This is a genomic window from Peterkaempfera griseoplana, assembly GCF_001418575.1.
GTDB classification, from domain to species: domain Bacteria; phylum Actinomycetota; class Actinomycetes; order Streptomycetales; family Streptomycetaceae; genus Peterkaempfera; species Peterkaempfera griseoplana.
The window spans coordinates 35,444-55,142 of sequence record NZ_LIQR01000047.1 but is presented as its reverse complement, the minus strand read 5'-3'; the positions used below and the strand labels follow the sequence as shown (position 1 = coordinate 55,142).

General features: G+C 71.4%; 18 protein-coding genes. 9 read left to right on the top strand and 9 right to left on the bottom strand.

What is annotated here, in order from left to right; all coding sequences use genetic code 11:
* Positions 1 to 215 precede the first annotated feature (215 nt).
* Entirely contained in the window at positions 216 to 1,430 is a 1,215-nt protein-coding gene (locus tag AOK09_RS03625) for a hypothetical protein (protein WP_157875788.1), read from the top strand.
* A gap of 545 nt (positions 1,431 to 1,975) precedes the next feature.
* Here the strand turns inward: AOK09_RS03625 and AOK09_RS03620 are convergent.
* Positions 1,976 to 2,863 (bottom strand): TIGR03619 family F420-dependent LLM class oxidoreductase, encoded by an 888-nt coding sequence (locus AOK09_RS03620; protein ID WP_107101224.1) that lies wholly within the window; start codon positions 2,861 to 2,863, stop codon positions 1,976 to 1,978.
* 203 nt (positions 2,864 to 3,066) lie between these two features.
* Positions 3,067 to 3,549: a carboxymuconolactone decarboxylase family protein gene (locus tag AOK09_RS03615; protein WP_055585628.1), complete on the bottom strand. Its 483-nt coding sequence runs from the start codon at positions 3,547 to 3,549 to the stop codon at positions 3,067 to 3,069.
* Positions 3,550 to 3,726: 177 nt separating this feature from the next.
* Here AOK09_RS03615 and AOK09_RS03610 point away from each other — a divergent pair, with 177 nt between their 5' ends.
* The gene (locus AOK09_RS03610; RefSeq protein ID WP_055585627.1) at positions 3,727 to 4,665 is read left to right on the top strand and encodes an RNA polymerase sigma-70 factor; all 939 of its coding nucleotides are present in this window, start codon (positions 3,727 to 3,729) and stop codon (positions 4,663 to 4,665) included.
* Between the two features lie 111 nt (positions 4,666 to 4,776).
* Positions 4,777 to 5,280: a CoA transferase gene (locus tag AOK09_RS43550; RefSeq protein WP_079062704.1), complete on the top strand. Its 504-nt coding sequence runs from the start codon at positions 4,777 to 4,779 to the stop codon at positions 5,278 to 5,280.
* Here AOK09_RS43550 and AOK09_RS03605 read toward each other — a convergent pair.
* A complete protein-coding gene (locus tag AOK09_RS03605; RefSeq protein WP_055585626.1) occupies positions 5,229 to 6,431 on the bottom strand; it encodes a globin domain-containing protein in 1,203 nt (400 codons plus the stop codon). The genes AOK09_RS43550 and AOK09_RS03605 overlap by 52 nt on opposite strands.
* A gap of 413 nt (positions 6,432 to 6,844) precedes the next feature.
* Here AOK09_RS03605 and AOK09_RS03600 point away from each other — a divergent pair, with 413 nt between their 5' ends.
* Positions 6,845 to 7,249 (top strand): pyridoxamine 5'-phosphate oxidase family protein, encoded by a 405-nt coding sequence (locus AOK09_RS03600; RefSeq protein WP_079062703.1) that lies wholly within the window; start codon positions 6,845 to 6,847, stop codon positions 7,247 to 7,249.
* Between the two features lie 335 nt (positions 7,250 to 7,584).
* On the opposite strand, the gene AOK09_RS03595 is transcribed toward AOK09_RS03600, so the two are convergent.
* Complete coding sequence (locus AOK09_RS03595; protein WP_055585624.1) at positions 7,585 to 9,318, bottom strand: sensor histidine kinase; 1,734 nt, start codon at positions 9,316 to 9,318, stop codon at positions 7,585 to 7,587.
* 481 nt (positions 9,319 to 9,799) lie between these two features.
* Here AOK09_RS03595 and AOK09_RS39905 point away from each other — a divergent pair, with 481 nt between their 5' ends.
* Complete coding sequence (locus AOK09_RS39905; RefSeq protein ID WP_055585623.1) at positions 9,800 to 10,795, top strand: MIP/aquaporin family protein; 996 nt, start codon at positions 9,800 to 9,802, stop codon at positions 10,793 to 10,795.
* A gap of 1,363 nt (positions 10,796 to 12,158) precedes the next feature.
* On the opposite strand, the gene AOK09_RS03585 is transcribed toward AOK09_RS39905, so the two are convergent.
* Genes AOK09_RS03585 through AOK09_RS03575 form a run of 3 tightly spaced genes read right to left on the bottom strand, consistent with a single transcriptional unit; the run spans position 12,159 to position 14,832 of the window.
* Complete coding sequence (locus AOK09_RS03585; RefSeq protein WP_157875786.1) at positions 12,159 to 12,980, bottom strand: ABC transporter permease subunit; 822 nt, start codon at positions 12,978 to 12,980, stop codon at positions 12,159 to 12,161.
* Positions 12,977 to 13,942: an ABC transporter ATP-binding protein gene (locus AOK09_RS03580; protein ID WP_055585621.1), complete on the bottom strand. Its 966-nt coding sequence runs from the start codon at positions 13,940 to 13,942 to the stop codon at positions 12,977 to 12,979. The genes AOK09_RS03585 and AOK09_RS03580 overlap by 4 nt, the downstream gene beginning before the upstream one ends.
* A gap of 41 nt (positions 13,943 to 13,983) precedes the next feature.
* Positions 13,984 to 14,832, bottom strand: coding sequence for a universal stress protein (locus tag AOK09_RS03575; protein ID WP_063795821.1), 849 nt, complete (start codon positions 14,830 to 14,832; stop codon positions 13,984 to 13,986).
* 273 nt (positions 14,833 to 15,105) lie between these two features.
* Here AOK09_RS03575 and AOK09_RS03570 point away from each other — a divergent pair, with 273 nt between their 5' ends.
* Complete coding sequence (locus AOK09_RS03570) at positions 15,106 to 15,807, top strand: response regulator (protein WP_055585620.1); 702 nt, start codon at positions 15,106 to 15,108, stop codon at positions 15,805 to 15,807.
* Positions 15,808 to 16,115: 308 nt separating this feature from the next.
* Here the strand turns inward: AOK09_RS03570 and AOK09_RS37235 are convergent, their stop codons facing one another.
* The gene (locus AOK09_RS37235; protein ID WP_245687099.1) at positions 16,116 to 16,259 is read right to left on the bottom strand and encodes a hypothetical protein; all 144 of its coding nucleotides are present in this window, start codon (positions 16,257 to 16,259) and stop codon (positions 16,116 to 16,118) included.
* A 20-nt stretch (positions 16,260 to 16,279) separates the two neighbouring features.
* Between AOK09_RS37235 and AOK09_RS03565 the strand changes: the two genes are divergently transcribed.
* Positions 16,280 to 16,690 carry a hypothetical protein gene (locus tag AOK09_RS03565; RefSeq protein ID WP_055585619.1) on the top strand — a complete coding sequence of 137 codons (411 nt, stop codon included), beginning with the start codon at positions 16,280 to 16,282 and terminating at the stop codon, positions 16,688 to 16,690.
* 524 nt (positions 16,691 to 17,214) lie between these two features.
* On the opposite strand, the gene AOK09_RS03560 is transcribed toward AOK09_RS03565, so the two are convergent.
* The gene (locus AOK09_RS03560) at positions 17,215 to 17,904 is read right to left on the bottom strand and encodes a GntR family transcriptional regulator (protein WP_055585618.1); all 690 of its coding nucleotides are present in this window, start codon (positions 17,902 to 17,904) and stop codon (positions 17,215 to 17,217) included.
* A 69-nt stretch (positions 17,905 to 17,973) separates the two neighbouring features.
* On the opposite strand from AOK09_RS03560, the gene AOK09_RS03555 reads away from it, so the two are divergent.
* A complete protein-coding gene (locus tag AOK09_RS03555; protein WP_055585617.1) occupies positions 17,974 to 18,396 on the top strand; it encodes a VOC family protein in 423 nt (140 codons plus the stop codon).
* Positions 18,393 to 19,157, top strand: coding sequence for an SDR family NAD(P)-dependent oxidoreductase (locus AOK09_RS03550; protein WP_055585616.1), 765 nt, complete (start codon positions 18,393 to 18,395; stop codon positions 19,155 to 19,157). Before AOK09_RS03555 ends, AOK09_RS03550 begins: the two co-directional genes overlap by 4 nt.
* Positions 19,158 to 19,699: the final 542 nt, after the last annotated feature.

The following is a 19,699-nucleotide window of genomic DNA, read 5'->3' as shown; positions in this document are numbered from 1 at the left end:
GGCCCAGCAGACGGCCCAGCGTTCTTCATCGCGGTCTGCACGTTCCTCGTCTACAGGTGAGCCAGCACCAGTGCATGCGCCTTTCGCGCGGGAGTTTCCCGTTCTCGCCGGTCGAGGAGGCTTCTGGCTGTTGCCTCGTAACGGAGGCACGGACCCACGGCGTGTATCCCCTGACGGACTGATCCCGGGCATGCCCCGGGCCGAGGGGAGTTGCAGTGGTTCACCAACGCCGTACCGTTGCCGCCGGTCTCATCGCCGTCGGCGCACTCGCCTTCTCCTGTGTCCTGGTAAGCGCTGCGCCGGCAGGTGCCGAGCAGGTACCCGAGGCGACAGCAGTCGCCTCGGACTCCGGCTCCTGCTGGCAGGAGGACGTTCTGCCCGCCACTGGAGCAACGGTGCACGACCTGGTCTCGCCGGCCGCAGGGACCGTCTGGGCGGGCGCGACGCGTGTGACCTCGGAGGGCAAGACCACCCGGTCCAGCCCGGCGCTCTTCACCCGTGGCCAGGGCAGTGCCGCGTGGAGCGAGGCAGCCTTGGCCCCGGTGACGGTGGACAGCCGTGTGAACGCGCTCGACGCCCGATCACTCTCCGACGGGCTGGTCGTCGGTGACTACGCGGCCGGTCTCGGGGGTGTGATGACTCAGCACTTGGTCGACGGGCAGTGGCAGGTGGCCGTGGCCGACGTCTCGGCGCAAGCGCACGGGGGAGGCCTGCTCGACGTCGACATGACCGATTCCGGCAGTGCCTGGGCGGTCGGCTGGGAGACGATCGAGGACAGTCTGACACCGGATCCCGACGGCGGCCCGTCGACCGTGACGTACCACGACGAACCGCTCGCGGAACGCTGGGACGGCACCACGTGGCAGCGGTGGGACCTGCCGCGCATCGCCGGGAGCTGGGTGCTCAACGGGGTCACCGTCCTCGCTGCGGACGACGTGTGGGCCGTGGGCCAGACCCACGACACCTTGCAGCCGGTGGTTGTGCACTACGACGGCACCGATTGGCGTCAGGTGCCCACTCCGTCGTACGGCGGGGTCCAGGGGGAGCTGCTCGGCATCACCGCGCGCGGAGGCGACGTGTGGGCCGTGGGTTCCCTCAAGCGCGACGTGGGTGGCGAGATCGAGGGACTCGTCCTGCGCTTCGACGGCATCAGCTGGAGCCGGGTACCGCTTCCGGCGACCGGGCGGCTCACCTCGGTCACGGCAACACCGACCAAGGTGGCTGTAGTCGGCGCCGACGACGGCGGCTCGTACGGGTTCGCACTTGAAGGGCGTTCCTGGCGCTCCCTGCGGCTCTCCAGCCCGGACCAGGAACCCGTGTGGGTGACCACGGTCACGGCCGACGCGACCGGCACACTCCTGGTCGGCGGGGTGCGTCCCGGCACCGAGAGCACCCCGGCACTTCCGGTGGTGCTCACCTCCTGCGAGTGACTCACCTGAGGCCGCTGCCTGCCGCGGTGACTGCAGCGACGTGACGGAGCCCCGCCCCTCCTGGGCGGGGCCCGTCGCATGCCGGAAGACCCGCTGCGTCCCCGAGCCGCCCGGGCTCGGGGGCGCAGCGGTCGGTGTGTCAGGTTGCACGAGTACCGGCACTCCGGTCTGACTCACCTCGGCGAGCGGGGCGCCTCCGAGCTGATGCTGACGGCCAAGTCCTGGCACACGAAGCCGGAGGACGTCCGCCGCCACTCAAACCCTCGGCAGCGGCGATCTCCCAGGTCACCAGCCTGCTCGCTCCCGGCGGCAGCGGCCGGTGAGCTGTTCGGCGCGTCCTACGCCCGGGTCAGGGGGATCGGGTTGGTGAGCGCAGCCATGTTGCCCTCGAGGGCGCGGACCTCGGCGCGGATGGATTGTAGGAAGCACAGATTTCCGGGTTCTCAAAGGGTCCGCCCAGGCTGCCCAGAGGGGGGCATCCGCTGGGGCGGACGCCCTCTCGCTGCCGCGGAGTGGCCGAACCCGCGAAACCTCCGAGTCAGGCATCATCGGAGCTGCGACATCACCTCGGCCGCGATCCACTCCATCGCCATTTCGAGGTGTTCAGCGGCAACGGGCAGCCAGAGGGTGCAGACGGTGAGCCCCGCCTCAGCGAGCCGTCCGAGGGCGTCGGCCACGCTCGTTGCGGTGGGCGAAGCGCCGCCGAGCGGTTGTCCCGGAGCCGGGACGACCGCGGGAATCCCGGGAGGAGTGAGGAATGCGGCCGAAGCGAATGTCAGACGGTCGGCATCCTGCGTGTCGGCAGCGAGCTCGCGCAGGCGGCGTCGCACCTCAGCGACTCCGGCGGCGTCGACGCCGGTGCCATACCAGCCGTCGCCGAACCGCAGTGCACGACGCAGGGCGGCATCACTATGGCCTCCGACCCACACGGGCGGGCCGCCAGGAGTGACTGGAGGCACCCCCAGGTGTGCCGCGCGCAGTCGTGTGAACGGCCCGTCGAAGTCAGCGGGCCGCCGTGCCCATAAGGCCTTGACGGCACCGAGGTGATCGTCGGTGCGTGCGCCGCGTTCGCGAAGGGGTACGCCAACGGCATCGAACTCGTCCGGGTTCCAGCCGACGCCGATGCCGAGGATCAGCCGGCCTGCGGACACGACATCCAGGGTGGCCACCTGGTTCGCGAGCACCAGAGCCGGATAGTAGGGCGCGACGAGCACCGATGTCAGCAGCCGCAGGCGCGTCGTTGCGCCGGCGATGGCCGACAGCAGGACGAGGGGGTCGGTGTCGAGACCGAACCCGCTGTCCAGGAGGCGGTTCCCGACCGCTACATGGTCGAAGCCCAGGTCTTCGGCATGCCCCGCCGCACGAAGCACAGAGGTTCCGTCGTCGATCGGCCAGCGCGGCTGAACGGAGACACCGAGACGCAAAAGAGGCATGGGAGGAGGCCTTTCCGTGACGGTCCGCTGATGGCAGGACCGTTGCCGTGTCCGGCCTGCCACCACACCCAACTCCCGTCCGTCCTCGCTTCATCCGCCGAGCCGCCGCTGACTCCCCCCAACCGCCGCGATCAGTCGTTGGAGCTGCCGCCTCGGGTCTCCGGAAGCGAGCACACACCCGGTGAACCATCGCGGTCACAGCCCTAGCCGAGGCGGCCGGGCTCGTAGTCGCCGCCGGGCTGCCGGACGATGACGCTCATGCGGTTGGTTGCGTTGATCAGGGCGATGAGCATCACCAGATCGGCCAGCTGGTCGTGCGTGTAGTGCTTGGTGGCGTCCGTCCAGGCCTCGTCGCTGACGCCGCCGGCCGCGTCGGCGATGCGGGTGCCCTGCTCGGTGAGTTGCAGGGCAGCGCGTTCGGTGTCGGTGAACACCGTGGACTCGCGCCAGGCGGCGACCAGGCTGAGGCGGGTGGCGCTCTCTCCAGCGGCGGCGGCGTTCTTACTCCACACGTCGGTTGCGTAGCCGTCGCCGTTGATCTGGCTGGCCCGCAGCAGCACCAGCTTCTGGAGCGCAGCGGGCAGAGTCGAGTCCTGGAGGATCGTCTTGCTCGCGGTGCCGAAGTGGCCGGCGGCCTTGGCCGCCGGCGCGTCCGGGTTGCCGAACAGGCTCAAACGAGCGGTCATGGTGTGCTCCTTGTTCGTCGTGGTGAGGCGGAGGTCGAACAGGAGATGCCGGTGGCCCGAGCGGCGTGACACCGACGATTGTGTGACCTATGTCACTGAAATCGAATGTCACGAAGGCAGCGGGACCGGCATCCTGTGTGCGGCACGCGGAAGATCAAGAACGGGTGGGAGCCAGTGATGAGCGGGCGCAGTGACGGGTCCATGCCGCCGACCGAACCGACCACCGGAGGCAACCGGGTGGATCACGCCACCGAGACCTTCGTCGCGCACCGGAACCTCTTGTTCACCGTCGCCTACGAGATGCTCGGCTCGGCCGCTGACGCCGAGGACGTCCTGCAGGAGACCTGGATGCGGTGGATGGATGTCGATCAAGGCGTCGTGCGCGAACCGCGCGCGTATCTGATCCGAGTCACCACCCGGCAGGCGCTGATGAGGCTGCGATCGCTTCGTCGACGCAAGGAGACCTACGTCGGCCCCTGGCTGCCCGAGCCACTGCTCACCGCGCCCGATGTGGCCGAGGACATCGAACTGGCCGAGTGCGTCTCGATGGCGATGCTGTTGGTGATGGAGGCGTTGACGCCCACCGAGCGCGCGGTGTTCGTGCTGCGGGAGGTGTTCGGCCTGGACTACGACGAGATCGCCGAGGCCGTCGACAAGACCCCGGTCACGGTCCGGCAGATCGCACACCGGGCCCGCAACCACGTCGCTGCGCGGCGCCCACGCACGGCTGTTTCCCAGGCCGAGAACCGCGCAGCTCTGCTGGCGTTCCGACGCGCAGTCGAAACCGGCGACCTGCAGAGACTGCTCGATCAACTCGCCCCGGACGTCGTCTTCCTGAGCGATGGAGGCGGAGTCGTCCAGGCCGCGCTGGAACCCGTCGTCGGCGCCGATCTGGTCGCAGCCCTGTTGACGGCGGGGCTGGGCAGGATCGTGGGCACCGCAGCGGTGCAGTCGGCGCAGATCAATGGCCACCCGGCACTGATCATGCGGATGGGCGGCCAGGTCGAGGGCGTCCTGGTGGCGCGGACCGAGGACGGCCTGATCACCGGGCTGTACTTCGTCCGCAACCCCGAGAAGTTGTCACGCCTGGAGCAGGAGACCTCCCTGCGCCGCTGAACCCGTACCCCCGGGGAGCGGGAAGCCCACCGGCCCGAAATACCACGTGGTCAATGAGGGATCTGGTGATCGACGTGGTCGGCGCCGGGCTGAGCGGGCTGTCACTCTGAAGTGGGACGTAACAAGCGCAGTGCCGTGCTCGACGGCAGCGAAACGGCGGACCGCGAGTGGTGGGCGGAGCTCGTCGCCACGTGCGATGTGATCGTCGTGAACCTGCGGCCCGGATCGCGGCGCCGCCCCGCCCTGGACTGGGACGAGGTCCACCAGGCCGATCCAGCGGCGATCGTGTGCACCGCACAAGCCTTCGCCAGCGGGTCGGAGAAGGGCGACGAGCCCGCCTACGACGACGTGATTCAGGCCGGTGGCTTCGACCTGCCCACGCCGTGGGCGACGACTCCGCCAGTTCGCCGGCCCACGGCGAGCTGGGCGAGGTCGGTGTCGTCATCAACTCCAAGGAGGACTGCGGACCCTGTTCCCGGGTTGCCCCAGAACCTCCTGGCTTCACCGGGAGCGAGGCCGCGGGACCGGCGCGGGTCGGGTACGACGGCCGCCGAGGAACGGGCTCAGGCCGTAGTGTCCGCCAGCCACAGGTCGGGGCCGAAGACCTCGTACTGAATGCGGCGAGCGGGTATGCCTGCGCGCAGCAACTCGCCGCGGACGGCCCGCATGAAGGGCAGCGGCCCGCACAGGAACACCTGGGCAGCCGCCGGCACGTCCACCTCGGCCAGCTCCATCACGCCTGCCCTGGCATCCGGTTCCTTGCCGCCGGGGCGCTCGTACCAGAAGACCGCACGGGCGGTGGGCAGCTGCTGGAGCAGCTCACGGGTGCGATCGCGCAGTGCGTGGTCGGCGGGTGAACGGTCGGCATGCAGCACCAGGACGGGTCGGTCGGAGCCGGTGGCCGCCAGGTGCTCCAGCATGCCCACCATCGGGGTGCAGCCGATCCCGGCCGAGACCAGCAGCAGCGGGTGGGCGCCGGCGTCGAGGACCACATCGCCGAACGGAGCCGACAGGGCCAGCTTGTCGCCCTGCTGGACCGTGTCCTGCAGCAGGGCCGAAACCTCCCCGTCCGGGGTTCCGTCGCCGAGGACCCGCTTGACCGTGATGCGGCGCAGGTCTGCGCCCGGCGCGGAGGACAGGCTGTACTGGCGCAGTTGGTGCACGCCATCGGCCATGCGCACGCGCACGCTCACGTACTGGCCGGCGCGGGCCCGCGGTGCGGGTGCGCCGTCGGCGGGGCGCAGCAGGAACGAGACAGTGTCCGGGGTCTCCTGGCGGCGTTCGACGACGGTCCACTGCCGCCAGGTGTTGCCGGGCTCCACTTCGCTTGCCTGGTACAGACGGGCCTCGCGGGCGATGAGCGCGCCGGCCATGAGCCAGTACGCCTCGTCCCAGGCGGCTGCGACCTGCGGGGTGACGGCGTCTCCGAGCACCTCGGCGATTGCGGCGAAGAGGTACTTGTGAACGATCGTGTACTGGTCCTCGGTCACGCCCACCGAGGCGTGCTTGTGCGCGATGCGGTCCAGCAGCGCCTGGGGGGAGCTGTCGGGGTCGGCGAGCAGGGCGCCGGCGAAGGCAGCGACGGAGCCGGCCAGGGCCTGCCGCTGCGCGCCGCTGGCCTGGTTGCCGCGGTTGAACATCCCGTCCAGCAGATCCGGCCGGTCGGCGAACATCGTCGCGTAGAAGCGCGTAGTGATGTCGTCGAGGGCGGCACCCACCGCCGGGAGGGTGGCGCGGATCACAGCAGCCGATTCGGACGAGAGCATGCGAACTCCTGGGAAGCGAAGAGGAGATGGGGGAGTGGCCACGGTTCTGAAGGCCGAGACCGGTCTATCAGATGCCGATCCCCCTTGGACGGCGCCAAGCGGGAACTTGCCCGAGTCAAGGCCGAAGGTCCCTGCCGACCGGGTCGGGGGACCCGAGGCGCAGTCAGGAACGGTCTCCGAACGTCCCGTCCGACTGGCCGTTGCAGATGCGACGGCATAGCCGGGAAGCCGACCGGTGGACTGCGCCGGTCCCGGGCATCCGGCTGCGATCAGGGACCTTCAGCCCTTCCGGACCGTGTGACTCATGTGAGTTCACTGGTCCTATGCCCAACCAGTCTGACCTGACCGAATCCGGGCGTTCCGGACCCAGCCGCCTGTCACACACGCAGCGGGGCATGAGTCGTGCCCGGGGCATGGATGAAGGATCGGCGCGCGGGGAGGAGTTGTCCCGTGACGAGGCGTTGAGCCTGCTGGGCAGCGCCTCCTACGGGCGAGTCGTCTTCAGCCACCATGCCCTGCCTGCCATCCGGCCGGTCAACCACCTCGTCGACGGCGAGCACGTGGTCATCCGTACGCATCGCGGGGCTGCGCTCCTGGGGCCGGCCCAGGACGGTGCCGTGGTGGCGTACGAGGCGGACATGCTCGATCCGGTGCGGCGGCGCGGCTGGAGCGTCGTCGTCACCGGTGTTGCCACCCTGGTGACCGATCCTGCCGAGCAGCGCCGCTACCGCGAGGCGCTGCCCGCGTGGATCGGCCGGGAGATGGAGCACGTGGTGCGGATCAGCGCGGACCTGGTCACGGGGTACCGGATCGGCTGATGTCCGGGCTGGGCCGAAGACGGTACCGTCGGCTGTGCCTCACCGGCGGCTGCGCGGGATGTGCTGATCCAGTGCCGGGAGGCGGACCACGCGCGCCGTGGCGCCGGGCAGAGGTGGTGTACGGGTTCCGGCTGCGCTGGTCGAACAGCTCGCCGCCGTGGAGGCACTGCCGGAGCTGCCCGATCACGTGGTGGAAGAGGACCCGCGCTGCCCGTGCATGGGATGCCGCGGTTCTTCGTCGGTCCCCGAGGTCCGCCTCCCGGGACGTCGCGTGCCGGCACCTACTCCGGTGCACTCGTCGAGCGGAACCGCATCGGGTGGGCCGCGTGCTGCGGTCAGTTTCCGGTCGGCAACGGTGCGGACCACTCCAGGACGGTTCCGGCCGGCTCGCGGGGTGCGACGGTGAAGGTACCGCCGAGTTGCTCCGCACGGGCGCGGAGGTTGGCCAGACCGCTGCGTCGGCTGGTGGCCGGGTCGATGCCGCCGCCGTTGTCGGTCACCCGCAGGCGTACCGCCGTGGCACCGACCTCGGCGGCGACTTCGACCGCTGTGGCGTGGGCGTGGCGGGCGGCGTTGGACAGGGCCTCGCGCAACGCGGCCAGGAGGTGCTCGGCCATGTCGCGCGGGACGAGGGTGTCGAGCAGTCCGGTCATCCGCAGGGCAGGGGTGAAGCCCAGGGGCTCGGTGGCGCGGTCGATCTCCGCGAGCAGGCGGGCGCGCAGCCCCGCGCCTTCGCCCCGGTCGCGCTGGTGCAGGGAGTAGATGGTGGAGCGAATGGTTCTGATGGTCTCGTCCAGGTCCTCCACGACGCGCTGGATGCGTTCGGCGGTCTCCGGCCGGTCGGCCAGCCGGCCGAGGGTGGCCTGCAGGCTCAGACCGGAGGCGAAGAGTCGCTGGATGGCCAGGTCGTGCAGGTCGCGGGCGATGCGGTCGCGGTCGTTGAGGACCAGCACCTGCTCGGCCTCCCGGCGGTGTTCGGCGATCTGGAGGGCGAGGGCGGCCTGGCCGGCGAAGCCGGAGATGACCTCCAGGATCGTGTCGCTGAACGGCTGCCCGGCGGGGGTGCGGGCGACCTGGAGTACGCCGCGGATGGCGTCGCCTGCGCCGAGGGGGACGAAGAAGGCGGGGCCCAGCTCGACCAGGGAGGCGCTGCCGCCTTCGGAGCGGGGGTCGGCGGACAGACCGTCGCTGGTGACGGGCTCACCGGTGCGGTAGACCTTGGCCGCCAGCGTGCCCGCGGGCAGGGCCAGGCCGTGGACGGTGTCGGCGTGCGGGCCGGCGGCAGCCTCGACCACCAGGTCCTTGGTGCCGTGGACGGGCACCGCGAGGGTGACGAGGTCGGCCTCCGCCATCTCCCGGACGGTTTCGGCCAAGGTGTACAACACCTGCCCAGGGTCGGTGCCGGACAACAGGGAGCTGTTGAGGTCGGCGCTGGCCGCGAGCCACCGCTGGCGGCGCCGGGCGTCCTGGTACAGCCGGGCGTTGTCGATGGCCACGCCGGCCGCGGCGGCGAGGGTGCGCAGCACCGCTTCGTCGTCCGCGTCGAACTGCTGACCGTCGCGCTTGTCGGTCAGGTAGAGGTTGCCGAAGACATGGTCGCGGATCCGTACGGGGGCGCCGAGGAACGTGTGCATCGGGGGGTGTCCGGGCGGGAAGCCGACGGAGTCCGCGTGCTGGGTCAGGTCGGCCAGCCGGAGTGGGGCGGGTTCGCGGATCAGCAGGCCGAGGATGCCGTGGCCCTGTGGGTAGTGGCCGATGCGGGCGATGGTCTCCTCGTCCATACCGACGGTGATGAACTGCCGGATGGAGTCCTCCTCGCCCAGGATGCCGAGCGCTCCGTAACGGGCGTCGACCAGGTCGACGGCTGAGGCCACGATCCGGCGCAGGACGACGTCGAGATCCAGGTCCGAGCCGATCGCAAGGACCGCGTCCAGCAGGGTCTGCACCCGGTCGCGGGTGCCGCGCACCAGCTGGACGTGCTTCTGCAGTTCGTCCAGCAGTTCGTCCAGGCGCAGCTGCGGTGCCGCGGCGTGCGGGCTCCGCGGATCGCTGCCGTCCTGACCGCCCATGCTGCCCCTCCCACGGGAACTGGATCTCCTGCGCTGGAAGTATGCCCCACGGTGCCCTGAAGGGAGTCGAGCAGGTGTGCTGATCGCTGGATCCGTGGGTGGGGGAGGCCTCACCCCCGACGGTCACCGGTACTTGTCGCGGTCGGGCGTCAGGTGGGCGATCAGTGCTGGGGTGCTGCCGAACGCGCACAGCGGCATCCAGGCGGACACCGGAAACTGGTCGGTCTCCGGCTGGCGGGAGATCTCGATCAGCAGGGGACGGTGGGTACCGACGTCGCTGCCTCCAGCACCCGAGGGGCTCCATCCCGGTGCCAGGCAGTCGCGAAGAAGGAGCCGAAGGTCCCCACGCCAGAGGACCTTCGCAAGCCGCGCAGCTTCCTGGGCTGGTGACAACGTTTCGGTGATCCCCCAAGCCGCGCCCCGCTGCCGCCGTCCGGTCAGGGACCCGCGCGGCCCTGACCTTGAGTCTGGAGCCCCCACCGTGGCGTTCAATCTGCGCAACCACAGCCGCCGGAAAGAACCCAGTGTCACCGCCGAGGAGTTCACCTTCCTCATCGACCCCGCCGCACAGCCCGAGGCCGCCAGGTGCGCGGACGCCGAGCAGCCCCAACCGACCGGCTGCCCCACAGCATCCGGTAGCTCGACAGAAGCGACGCGAGAAGAGCGCACGGTGATCGCCAAGACCCCGCCGTGGCCGCCGCAGTCGGCCGCCGGAAGCAGCCACCGCGGATGGCGCAGGCTCGCAGGTGAGGGCGTGGGCACGTTCTTCCTGGTACTGGTCGCTGCCGGCGCCCCGGTGGCCGATGCCCTCTCCGGGGGGCATGTCGGACGCAGTGCGCAGGTCATCGCGCCGGGCATCATGGTCCTCGCCTTGATCTACACCCTTGGCGAGACCTCCGGCGCCCACCTGAATCCGGCGGTGACCCTCGCCTTCGCCGCGCGCCGCGACTTTCCCTGGCCGCGAGTGCCCGGGTACGTACTCGCCCAGCTCACCGGCGCGCTGGCCGCCGCCGCGGTGCTGCGCGCGCTCTTCGGCCGTACCGCCCACCTGGGCATCAGCGCACCAGACACGTCCGTGGGAAGCGTCACGGCCCTGATCACCGAGACGATCCTGACGCTGGGCCTGGTCACCGTGGTCCTCGGAACCGTCAGCGGCGCACGCAATGTCGGCCACAACGCGGCCATCGCCGTCGGTGGCTACGTAGCGCTGGCCGGCCTGTGGGCCGGACCGCTGAGCGGAGCCTCGATGAATCCCGCCCGTAGCCTCGCCCCCGCGCTGGTCGACGGGCACCTCGGCCAGGTGTGGATCTACCTGGTCGGCCCGGTGGCCGGGGCACTGCTGGCCGTACCCCTCGCCTGGATCCTGCGTGGCGCCCCGGCCCCACAAGCTGCTGTCGCTGCCCAGGGCGTCCTTGCCCTCGACCTTCCCCGCCGAACGGCGAACCGCCGGACACAGCCCGCGACTTCGGACAACTGAACGGCCGGACACCACTGACCGCACGGGCCTGCCACAGCTCTCGTCCACCGTCGAGGCACCTGCTGACGCCTCACGGGCGGAGAAGGTCCCACACCCTCTACCGCGTCGGCCGCCGACCGCGACCGCACTGCCCACACGGATACCGACCTCTGCACACCTGCGGAGCGACGGTTTCGTCACGCATACCTTGGGCGGAACATGTCGCGGGTCGGGTCGGGTCGGGTCGGGTCGGGTCCGGGCAGCGGCGGCCTGTGCTCCGCCCGCCCTTCACCAAGGAGCTCCGGAGTGACAAGACCCCATGCAGCCCGGATCAGCTCACGCTGACGATCCAGGCAGTCCTCACCCCGGAGCAGCAACGCTGAAGACCCTTACTGACACGGCAGGGCTGCCGACTGCGCCGTCTCCGTCTCTGCGGTGGGCAGCAGCCGCCAGCGGTCGGTGATGACCTTCCAGCAGGGCGATGCCCTCGCTGTGCGGCCGGCCCATCCGTCGCAGAGGGCCAGTATCACCAGGGCGTTCCCCGTGTCGCGGTGGGGACTCCCAGCAGGCGCTCCCGGTCGTCCACGACCTGATCCAGCACTGCAAAGGCTCGTGGATGCGGCCGGCTTGGTGCAGGAACTGCAGGGGCCGGCACAGGCGGAGGGTCTCGCGGTGACGAGGCCCCAAGCGCGCGCCGGGAAGGCGGGGCCGTGGACTGCGAACGCGTCGCCGTGATCGCCTACGGGGGAGGCTCTTGGAGCGGTCCGGGCAGGTGCTGGTGCACGGCCACCGCGAGGTCCTGCTCGCTCAGTGCACCTGTGCCTACCGGCAGGCCGGCCGCAGGATGCCGATGCCACCCCGACCCCGCTGCGCAGCACCCGGTGAGGGCCGCCGCGGGAGGCCGCGCTTACGCCGCCCCGATGCAGCGGCCGGCCGCTTGAGCAGCCGCAGTCAGGGAGGAGCTGGCTTCGACCGGCAGACCGCCGATCACCCGCGGCTGCTCAAGCGGCCGTGCCGGCCTGCCCCACCCTGCCGCTCCCCGCGTCGCGGAGGGCGACGGAGTCGCCGCGCGTGGTGGCCTTGCCGAAACGGCGGACCCGGGCGCTGCAGCGGGCAGTGCACCGTGCAGGCTGCTCACCGCCCCCTCCCGACCCGGGCGCTGCCGGCCACCTGTACGCCGTCCCGCGCGATCTTGTCTGCGCTCGTCCGGCGCCGCCTCAGTGCCTGCCGGCGTCGACGCCGGTGCCGGCACGGCTGCCCACGCCCCGTGCGACGACGTTTCCTGTGCGCTTGGCCCGTGTGCATCCACCTCGTCGCCCGGGCGCGAGAGGACGCCGGGTACGGCTTCATCTCACGCCCGGCACGGACAGCGCAGCGGAGGGCGTCAGGGCGCCAGGTCGCGGTGGTTGAGCAGAGGGAACGCCGCCACGACGCCGGCCATGCCGACGGCGAGCAGGACGGCGGCGGAGGCCCAGGGGAGGTGGGCGTGGGCGAGGGCGTCGCCCGGGGTGTAGTAGTGGAAGGGGCTGAGGTAGCGCAGCGGCCTGGCCTTGCTCCAGGCCATGGCGATGAAGTTGAGGGCGAAGCCGACCGCGCCGAAGGCGATGGTCGCCCCGAGCACCTGGGCCCGCCGGCGGCCCGCGGCCGAGACCGCCAAGGCTGGGCCGGTCAGGCAGAGGGTGAGGCAGCAGCCAAGCAGTCCGGCGGCGACCACCCCACTAAGGGAGACGGCCCGGTGCAGCGTCGGGGAGGCGGCGATGCCGACGGCCAGGGTCACCGTCGCAGCGGCGTTGAGCAGCACGCTTGCGGCAACGATCGCGGCGCCGCGTTCGGCCAGCAGCCGGGCTCGGCTGATGGGACGGGTGATCAGCAGCTCGATGGTGCCGGACTCCAGGTCGGCGGCGACCGCGGCCGCGGCCAGCGAGCCGATGGCGGTCAGCTGCAGGGCGATCCACAGCGGGTGCACCAGCCCCGCGCCGAGCAGGCCCGGGTAACTGGCCAGGCTGACATCGCCGGTGGAGCCGGAGAACGCCTGGAACGCACCCGGGGCGGCGTTGACCTCGCCGCCGAGCAGCTGGGCGGGCGGGACGGCCCGTGAGACCACCACCATGAGCGTTTCGAACAGCACCATTCCGGCCGCCAGGTAGGCCAGCATGCGGCGCCGACGGTGCAGCGCCAGCCAGAACAACGGGAAACGGCTTCTCACAGCTGGGCCTCCGTCTTCGTTCCGGGCATCGTCCGGTTCGTCGTCCCCGGGCCGGCTTCCCCGGCCCGGTACAGGTCGAGGAAGGCCTCCTCCAAGCCCGCCTCCTCCACCGTGAGGTCCGTGACCGGCAGGGCCGCGAGCAGCTCCCGCAGCGCGGACACCAAGTCCTCCGGTGGGATGAGCAGCCGCACCTCGCCGCGGTTCCACGCCGGGGACCAGGCTTCGGCGGCGCCCAGCGGCCGCGGGCCGTGCCCGTCCTCCAGCACCAGACGCACCCGGCGGGCCCGCGCCTCGCGCAGCGCCGCCACGGTCTGTACTGTGACCAGCCGCCCGGACCGGACGATGGCCACGCGGCCGCAGGCACGCTGGACCTCGGGCAGCACGTGGCTGGAGAGCAGGACGGTGCGCCCGGCCGCCGCAGTCTCCTTCAACAGGGCGAAGAACGTCTCCTGCACCAGGGGGTCGAGCCCTTCGGAGGGCTCGTCGAGGACCACCAGCTCCGGATCGTGCTGCAGGGCCTGGACCAGGCCGATCTTCTGCTTCATGCCCCGGGAGTACTCCCGTACCGGTCGGGCCAGGTCGGCCGCCGACAGGGCCAGGCGCTCGCACAGCTCGGCGCGGCGCGGGGTGGGTACGCCCTGCAGGTCGCCGAGCAGGCCCAGGGTCTGACTGCCGGTCAGCTCCGGGTACAGGCGCAGTTCGCCGGGCAGGTAGCCCAGGCGCGGCGCGAGGCGGCGGTGGTCCGCGACCGGGTCGAGGCCCAGGACACGCACCTGGCCGCTGGTGGGGCGCAGCAGCCCGGTCAGGGTACGCAGGGTGGTGGTCTTGCCCGCACCGTTGGGGCCGAGGAAGCCGAAGACCTCGCCGGTTTCCACGGTGACGGTGAGGCGGTCGACGCCGGTGGCGCGGCCGTAGGTCTTGGTGAAGGCGCGTAGCTCGATGGCCGGCGCGGCGGGGTGCATTCGGCTGCCTCCCGGGGCAGAGGGCGGGTGGTTGCGCTGTGTCAGGCGCTGGTGGGAATGAGGGCCACCGGGCAGGCGGCGTGGTGCAGGACGGCATGGGTGACCGGGCCGAGGTGGCCGTGCCGCTTGCGGGAGCCGACGACGAGCAGGTCGGCGTCGGCCGAGGCGCGGACCAGCGCAGCCGCTGCGCTGCCCGCCGGCACCTGCCCGTGCACCTTCACGTCGGGGCCCGGCTGCTCCAGCGCTGCGGTGACCACCGCGACCAGCGACCGGGCCTGCTCCTGGGCGGAACCGGTGTCCAGCGTCACGGAGAAGCCGGACATGTCCACCTGCGGCTCCCAGGCGTGGACGACCTCCAGTTCCGCCTTACGTCGGGCGGCCTGCTCTCGCGCGAAGTCAGCGGCCGGCCCTGGCTGGTGCGTGCCGCTTCCCAGGACGACCTTGCCGCGTGCGGGGGCAGGCTCGGTGGCGTGGACGACCACGACGGGGAAGTCCGCCCGGGCAGCCACCCCCAGGCTCACCGACCCCAGCAGCAGGTTCTGGAAACCGCCGTGGCCGCGGGAGCCGAGGACCAGCAGCCCCGCCTCCCGGCCTGCGTGCAGGAGCGCCGGCACGGTCTCCCCGGGGATCACCTCGGTGGTGACCTCCAACCCCGGGCACCTCCGCCGCGCGCGGGCCGCCTCCCCGGCCAACATCCGGCGCGCCGCATCGCGGCCTCGCGCGAAGTCGTCGTTCTCCTCCTTCTCCTCCTCGTCGCACTCGTAGCGCTCCCACAGCGACGCATACACCAGCTTCAACGCCGACCCGCGCCGCTCCGCCTCGTCCGCCGCCCACTCCAGGGCCCGCCGGCTCGACTGCGATCCGTCGACCGCCGCCACGACACTCTGCACCTGTCTGCGCTCCCTCTGTCCTGTCTCCGGGGGCCGGTACGCCCCAGCGTCCGCCGCCGTGCGGGCGGCGGGCCGGACCAGTGCACCGCACACGCTGCGGCCCCGCACAGGGCCGACCGTCCCTGCCCTGCGGGTCCACCCGGCCTTCGGGATGCTGCTGCCCGGTGCACCCGGACCCGGGGAGCCGGAGGTGTGATGTGATGGCGCGGGCGGCCGAACGGCGAAGCCGCAACGGCCGCGCCGGGGACACGGTCCACGCTGACGGAGGACGGGATGACAGAGGGCACGGCCGGAATCGGCGGGCAGGTTCCGGTGCGGGTGTTCCTGCTGGACGACCACGAGGTCGTACGGCGCGGCGTGCGCGATCTCCTCGAGACGGAACCGGACCTGACCGTGGTGGGCGAGGCCGGCACCGCGGAGCAGGCGCTGGCCAGGGTGCCGGCCCTGCGGCCCCAGGTCGCGGTGCTCGACATGCGACTGCCGGACGGGGACGGGGTCAGCGTCTGCCGCGAGCTGCGCTCGCGGATGCCGGATCTGGCCTGCCTGATGCTGACCTCGTTCGACGACGAGGAGGCCCTGCTCGACGCGATCATGGCCGGTGCCGCCGGTTACGTCCTGAAGCAGATCACTGGCACCGACCTGGTCACGGCGGTGCGCACGGTCGCCTCCGGCCAGTCCACGCTGGACCCGGGCGCCACCACCCGCCTGATGGCTCGGCTGCGCGGCGAGAACGCCAAGGAGCAGCAGCCGGACATGCTGGCCGGCCTCACCGACCGCGAGCGGGAGATCCTCGGCCTGATCGGCGAGGGCCTGACCAACCGGGAGATCGGCAAGCGGCTGTACCTGGCGGAGAAGACCATCAAGAACCACATCTCCCGTCTGCTGGCCAAGCTGGGCGTGGAGCGCCGCGTTCAGGCCGCTGTCATCGCCACCCAGACCTTGGGCGGCACCCAGCCTGGTACCTCACGACCCTGACCCGGCAGCGATGGACGGGGGCCGGCGAACAGCCGCACCCGGGCAGCCGGGAGCCGGCCCGCGGTGCCCAGCGCGGGCGTGACGCCGCCCCAGCGCCTATGGCCGCACACGGCTCCACGACCGACGTACACCCAGGGATCACGCAGGCCAATGGCTGTGGGATCACCGGTGTGCTGGAACGGCTACTCCGGGACTCGCGGAGCCGGGCCGTCAAGGTGCCATGAGGTCAGGCCGGGCCGGCCGGGAGATGACCTGCGGACCAGCCGCGCGAAGCAGCTGGTCCGCCACCATGAGCCGTGAGTGAACGATCAGGCAGAAGGCCGGGACAGGGCAGTGCCTGCCTCTGCCCGCACCTTCTCGACCGCTTCCCACTCCTCGGTGTCGAGGTTGGCGAGCGCGGCCGGGAAGACGCCGTCCTGTTCCTTGAGGATGTGGTCGCGCAGCATCGCCATCACCGTCAGACAAGAGGGAAGTGCTCTTCGGCGGCGACACGACGAACGGCCTGCTCGTCGAGGCGATCGCGGCAGCGCCGGAAACCGCCGCCCCGCTGGAGGCGGTCGCTCACGCGCTGGACGCGCTCGGCCGGAAGGTCTTCACACCCGCCCGCCGTGAATTCATTGCCCGCAGGCAGGCGGTGATCGCCGCCCACCCCGAACTGCGAGAACGCGAAGCGCTGAAGAACCTGGCCCTCATCGCGTCCATGGCCGAGGCGCTCAAACGGCGGGGCGTGCCCGACCTGACCGCTCGCGTGGCATCGGAACTCGGCGCGCTCGCCTCGACGATCGCCTTCGACCACTGGAGCCGGACGACCGGTGACGACGACTTCAGCGAGATCGCGCGACGGACACTCGCCGACGTGCAGGCATCCACGGCCCTTTGCTGACCCGGATTCGTCGGCGGGGCGCGATCGCTGAGCGGTCCAACCGTTCCCCCGGTACGGGTTGCGAGCAGGCCGCCGCATCTCGCCACGGAACCGCCGGGTTCCACGGGTCCGGAGAGCGCGGGCTCCGTCCTTCCTGATCCTCCGCGAGGCAGGGATCGGCAGGGCGGACTCGGGGCTGTCGGCCGAGGGAAGCAGGCCGGTCTCCACCTTGCGGCTGTGCGCCAGTCAGGCCGGCCCGCGCTGCCGGGCGGCCGCGGGCACCGTCTCGAAGAACCCCCACTGCTGGGAGGGCTTCCGGCTGCAGAGCGGCGATCACGTCGAGCTGCTCTTCGGCGGACCAGTACTGCGGGCGCTGACACAGGTCAGCGTCCGGACCTGCAGCGCCCCCGGTAGGCGGTGGCTTGACGCGCTGCCCCGGCGCAGGCCCTTCCGGAACGGAGCCCACCGGCCGTCGAGAGGATCCGGCGAAGGTCACGGGTTCTTCGCCTTGCCGCCGCAGGGGTCGCCGACGCTCCGGTGGCCGGCTACAACTCGCCTTCGGGCAGGGGGAGATCAGCCAGCAGCCCGCGGCGGGCGCTGTGCACGTGGCTTTCGGCGGCTTGGGCGAGCGTCGCGGGTTCGCCGTCGCGGATCAGCTCGGCAAGTTGCCGGTGTTCCGCCACGACCCGCTTGCGGTAGTGGTCGAGGGCGAGCTCGACGCGCCGCAGCTGGAAGAGGTGAACCTGGGAACGGATGGCGTGCCATGCGGTCGTCAGCCTGGTGTTGCCCGCAGCGGTGTACACGGCACTGTGGAACGCCATGTCCAGGGCCACGAGTTCGGCGCCTCCCGCGCCCCGGTCGAGGGCTGCCTCCATATCGGTCACGAGCCGGTCCAGGTCGGCGAGCTGCTGGTCGCCCGCGTTGCGGTGAGCGGTGAGGGAGGCGAGTCGGTCCAGCGCGGCACGCAGAGAGTAGACCTCCTCGATGTCCACCGGGGCGATGTCGATGACCCGGGTGCCGCGGTGCCATGCCGTCCGGATGAGTCCCTCGCGTTCCAGCAGTCCCAGTCCTTCGCGGACCGAGCCGCGGCTGACGCCGAGGTCGGCGGCGAGATCGACCTCCCGCAGCGGTGAGCCCGGCGCGAACGCGCCGGCGAAGATGGCGTCGCGGATGCGGTCCGCCGCTTCGGCGGCGAGCCCGCGGCGGTCCGCCTTGCGCAGAACTGACGACTCCATGTCTGAATGTTGACATTCGGACATCGGTCGCGCAACATCGGGCTCGTCATCGAGCGCGAGGAGTTCTCCGTGAGCATCCGACCGGCGGTTCATCTGGCCGTTCCCGTCGACGACCTGTCCGCGGCACGCGCCTTCTACGGCACGCTGCTGGGCCTCCCCGAAGGCCGCTCCAGCGATCACTGGGTCGACTGGAATCTGTACGGCCACCAGTTGGTGACGCACCTGGTCCCTGACCCGGTCCTTCCGGCCGGGAACAGTGAGGTCGACGACCACGACGTCCCGATTCCGCACTTCGGGCTGCTGCTGGCTGCGGAGGCGTTCCACAAGCTCGCCGGGCGGGTCCGTGCCGGCGGCGTGTCGTTCCTGGTCGAGCCCTACGTGCGGTTCCCCGGGCAGCCGGGGGAGCAGTGGACGATGTTCTTCCGCGATCCCGCCGGCAATGCGCTGGAGTTCAAGTCCTTCCGCGACGAGTCGCAGGTGTTCGCCCGATGAGCCGGAGGAAAGTACTGGTCACCGGGGCCTCGCGCGGCATCGGCCGGGCGATCGCGCACGCATTCGCCGATCACGGCGATCAGGTCGCGGTGCACTTCGCCTCCTCCCGCCCCTCGGCCGAGGAGACGCTGCGGGCCCTGCCCGGTGCGGGTCATGTGCTGGTCGACGGCGACCTGGGTGATCCTGAGGCCGCTCGCGCCGTGGTGACCGCTGCCGTGGCCGGCCTCGGTGGCATCGATGTGCTGGTCAACAATGCCGCCGTGGCTCCGGGCCCGGAGAACGTTCACCGGATCGGCGAGGTCTCCTATGCGGACTGGCAGCGGATCTGGCGGCGCATGATCGACGTGGACCTGCTGGGCGCAGCCAACGTCACCTTCGGCGTCGCCGGCCACCTGATCGAGCGGGGAGCGCCCGGGAGCATCGTCAACGTGGGGTCGCGTGGAGCCTTCCGCGGTGAGCCCGACTACCCCGCGTACGGCGCGGCGAAGGCGGCCCTTCACGCCTTCGGGCAATCGATGGCCCTCGCACTGGCACCGCACCGCATCGCCGTCACCTCCGTCGCCCCGGGGTTCGTGGGCACCGAGCGCCAGCAGCCCAAGCTCGAAGGCCCCGAGGGCGCTGCCCTCGCCGCGCAGAGCCCCTTCGGACGGGTCGGCACCCCGGAAGAGGTCGCGGCCGCCGTGCTGTACCTGAGCTCCCCTCAGGCGGCCTGGTCCTCGGGGGCGATCCTCGATCTCAACGGTGCGTCCTACTTGCGATGAGCATCGTCCTCGCCTTGCGTCAGCTGCCTTCGGGATCTCGGACTGCTTGAGCCGCTCGGGTGGGACCGCAAGCGCAAGGTGCGTGCTACCTCGACGTCGGCATCGACCGGATCGGCCCCCGGCCGCTGCCCGACGCTGACCTCGTCGTCGTCCTCGGTGGCTCCATGGGCGCAGCGACGAGGACGGCTACCCGACCCTCAGGACGGGGCCCGGCGTAGGCGTCACGCCCTTGGGCGCACCGAGATCGGCGACGCGCCTCTTGTCCTGACCGGGCACACCGAGGACACACCGCGGCGGCACCCCGACGGCGTACGGTGCTTTACCGGCTCGCGGCACCTTCGGCATCGACGGACCTCTGCTCGAACCAGGCCTACGCCGTCGGGTGGGAGATCGTGGCTTGCATGTCCACCTCGAAAGACCGCTCGCCGACCGCGCACGCTGGTTCATCGGCCCCGCCGAGGCGCTGACAGTCGTTGGCATCGCTCTCGGCGACCCGCGTCGCCAGGCCCGGAAAGTCGGCCCGCGCTGACTGTTGCCGCGCA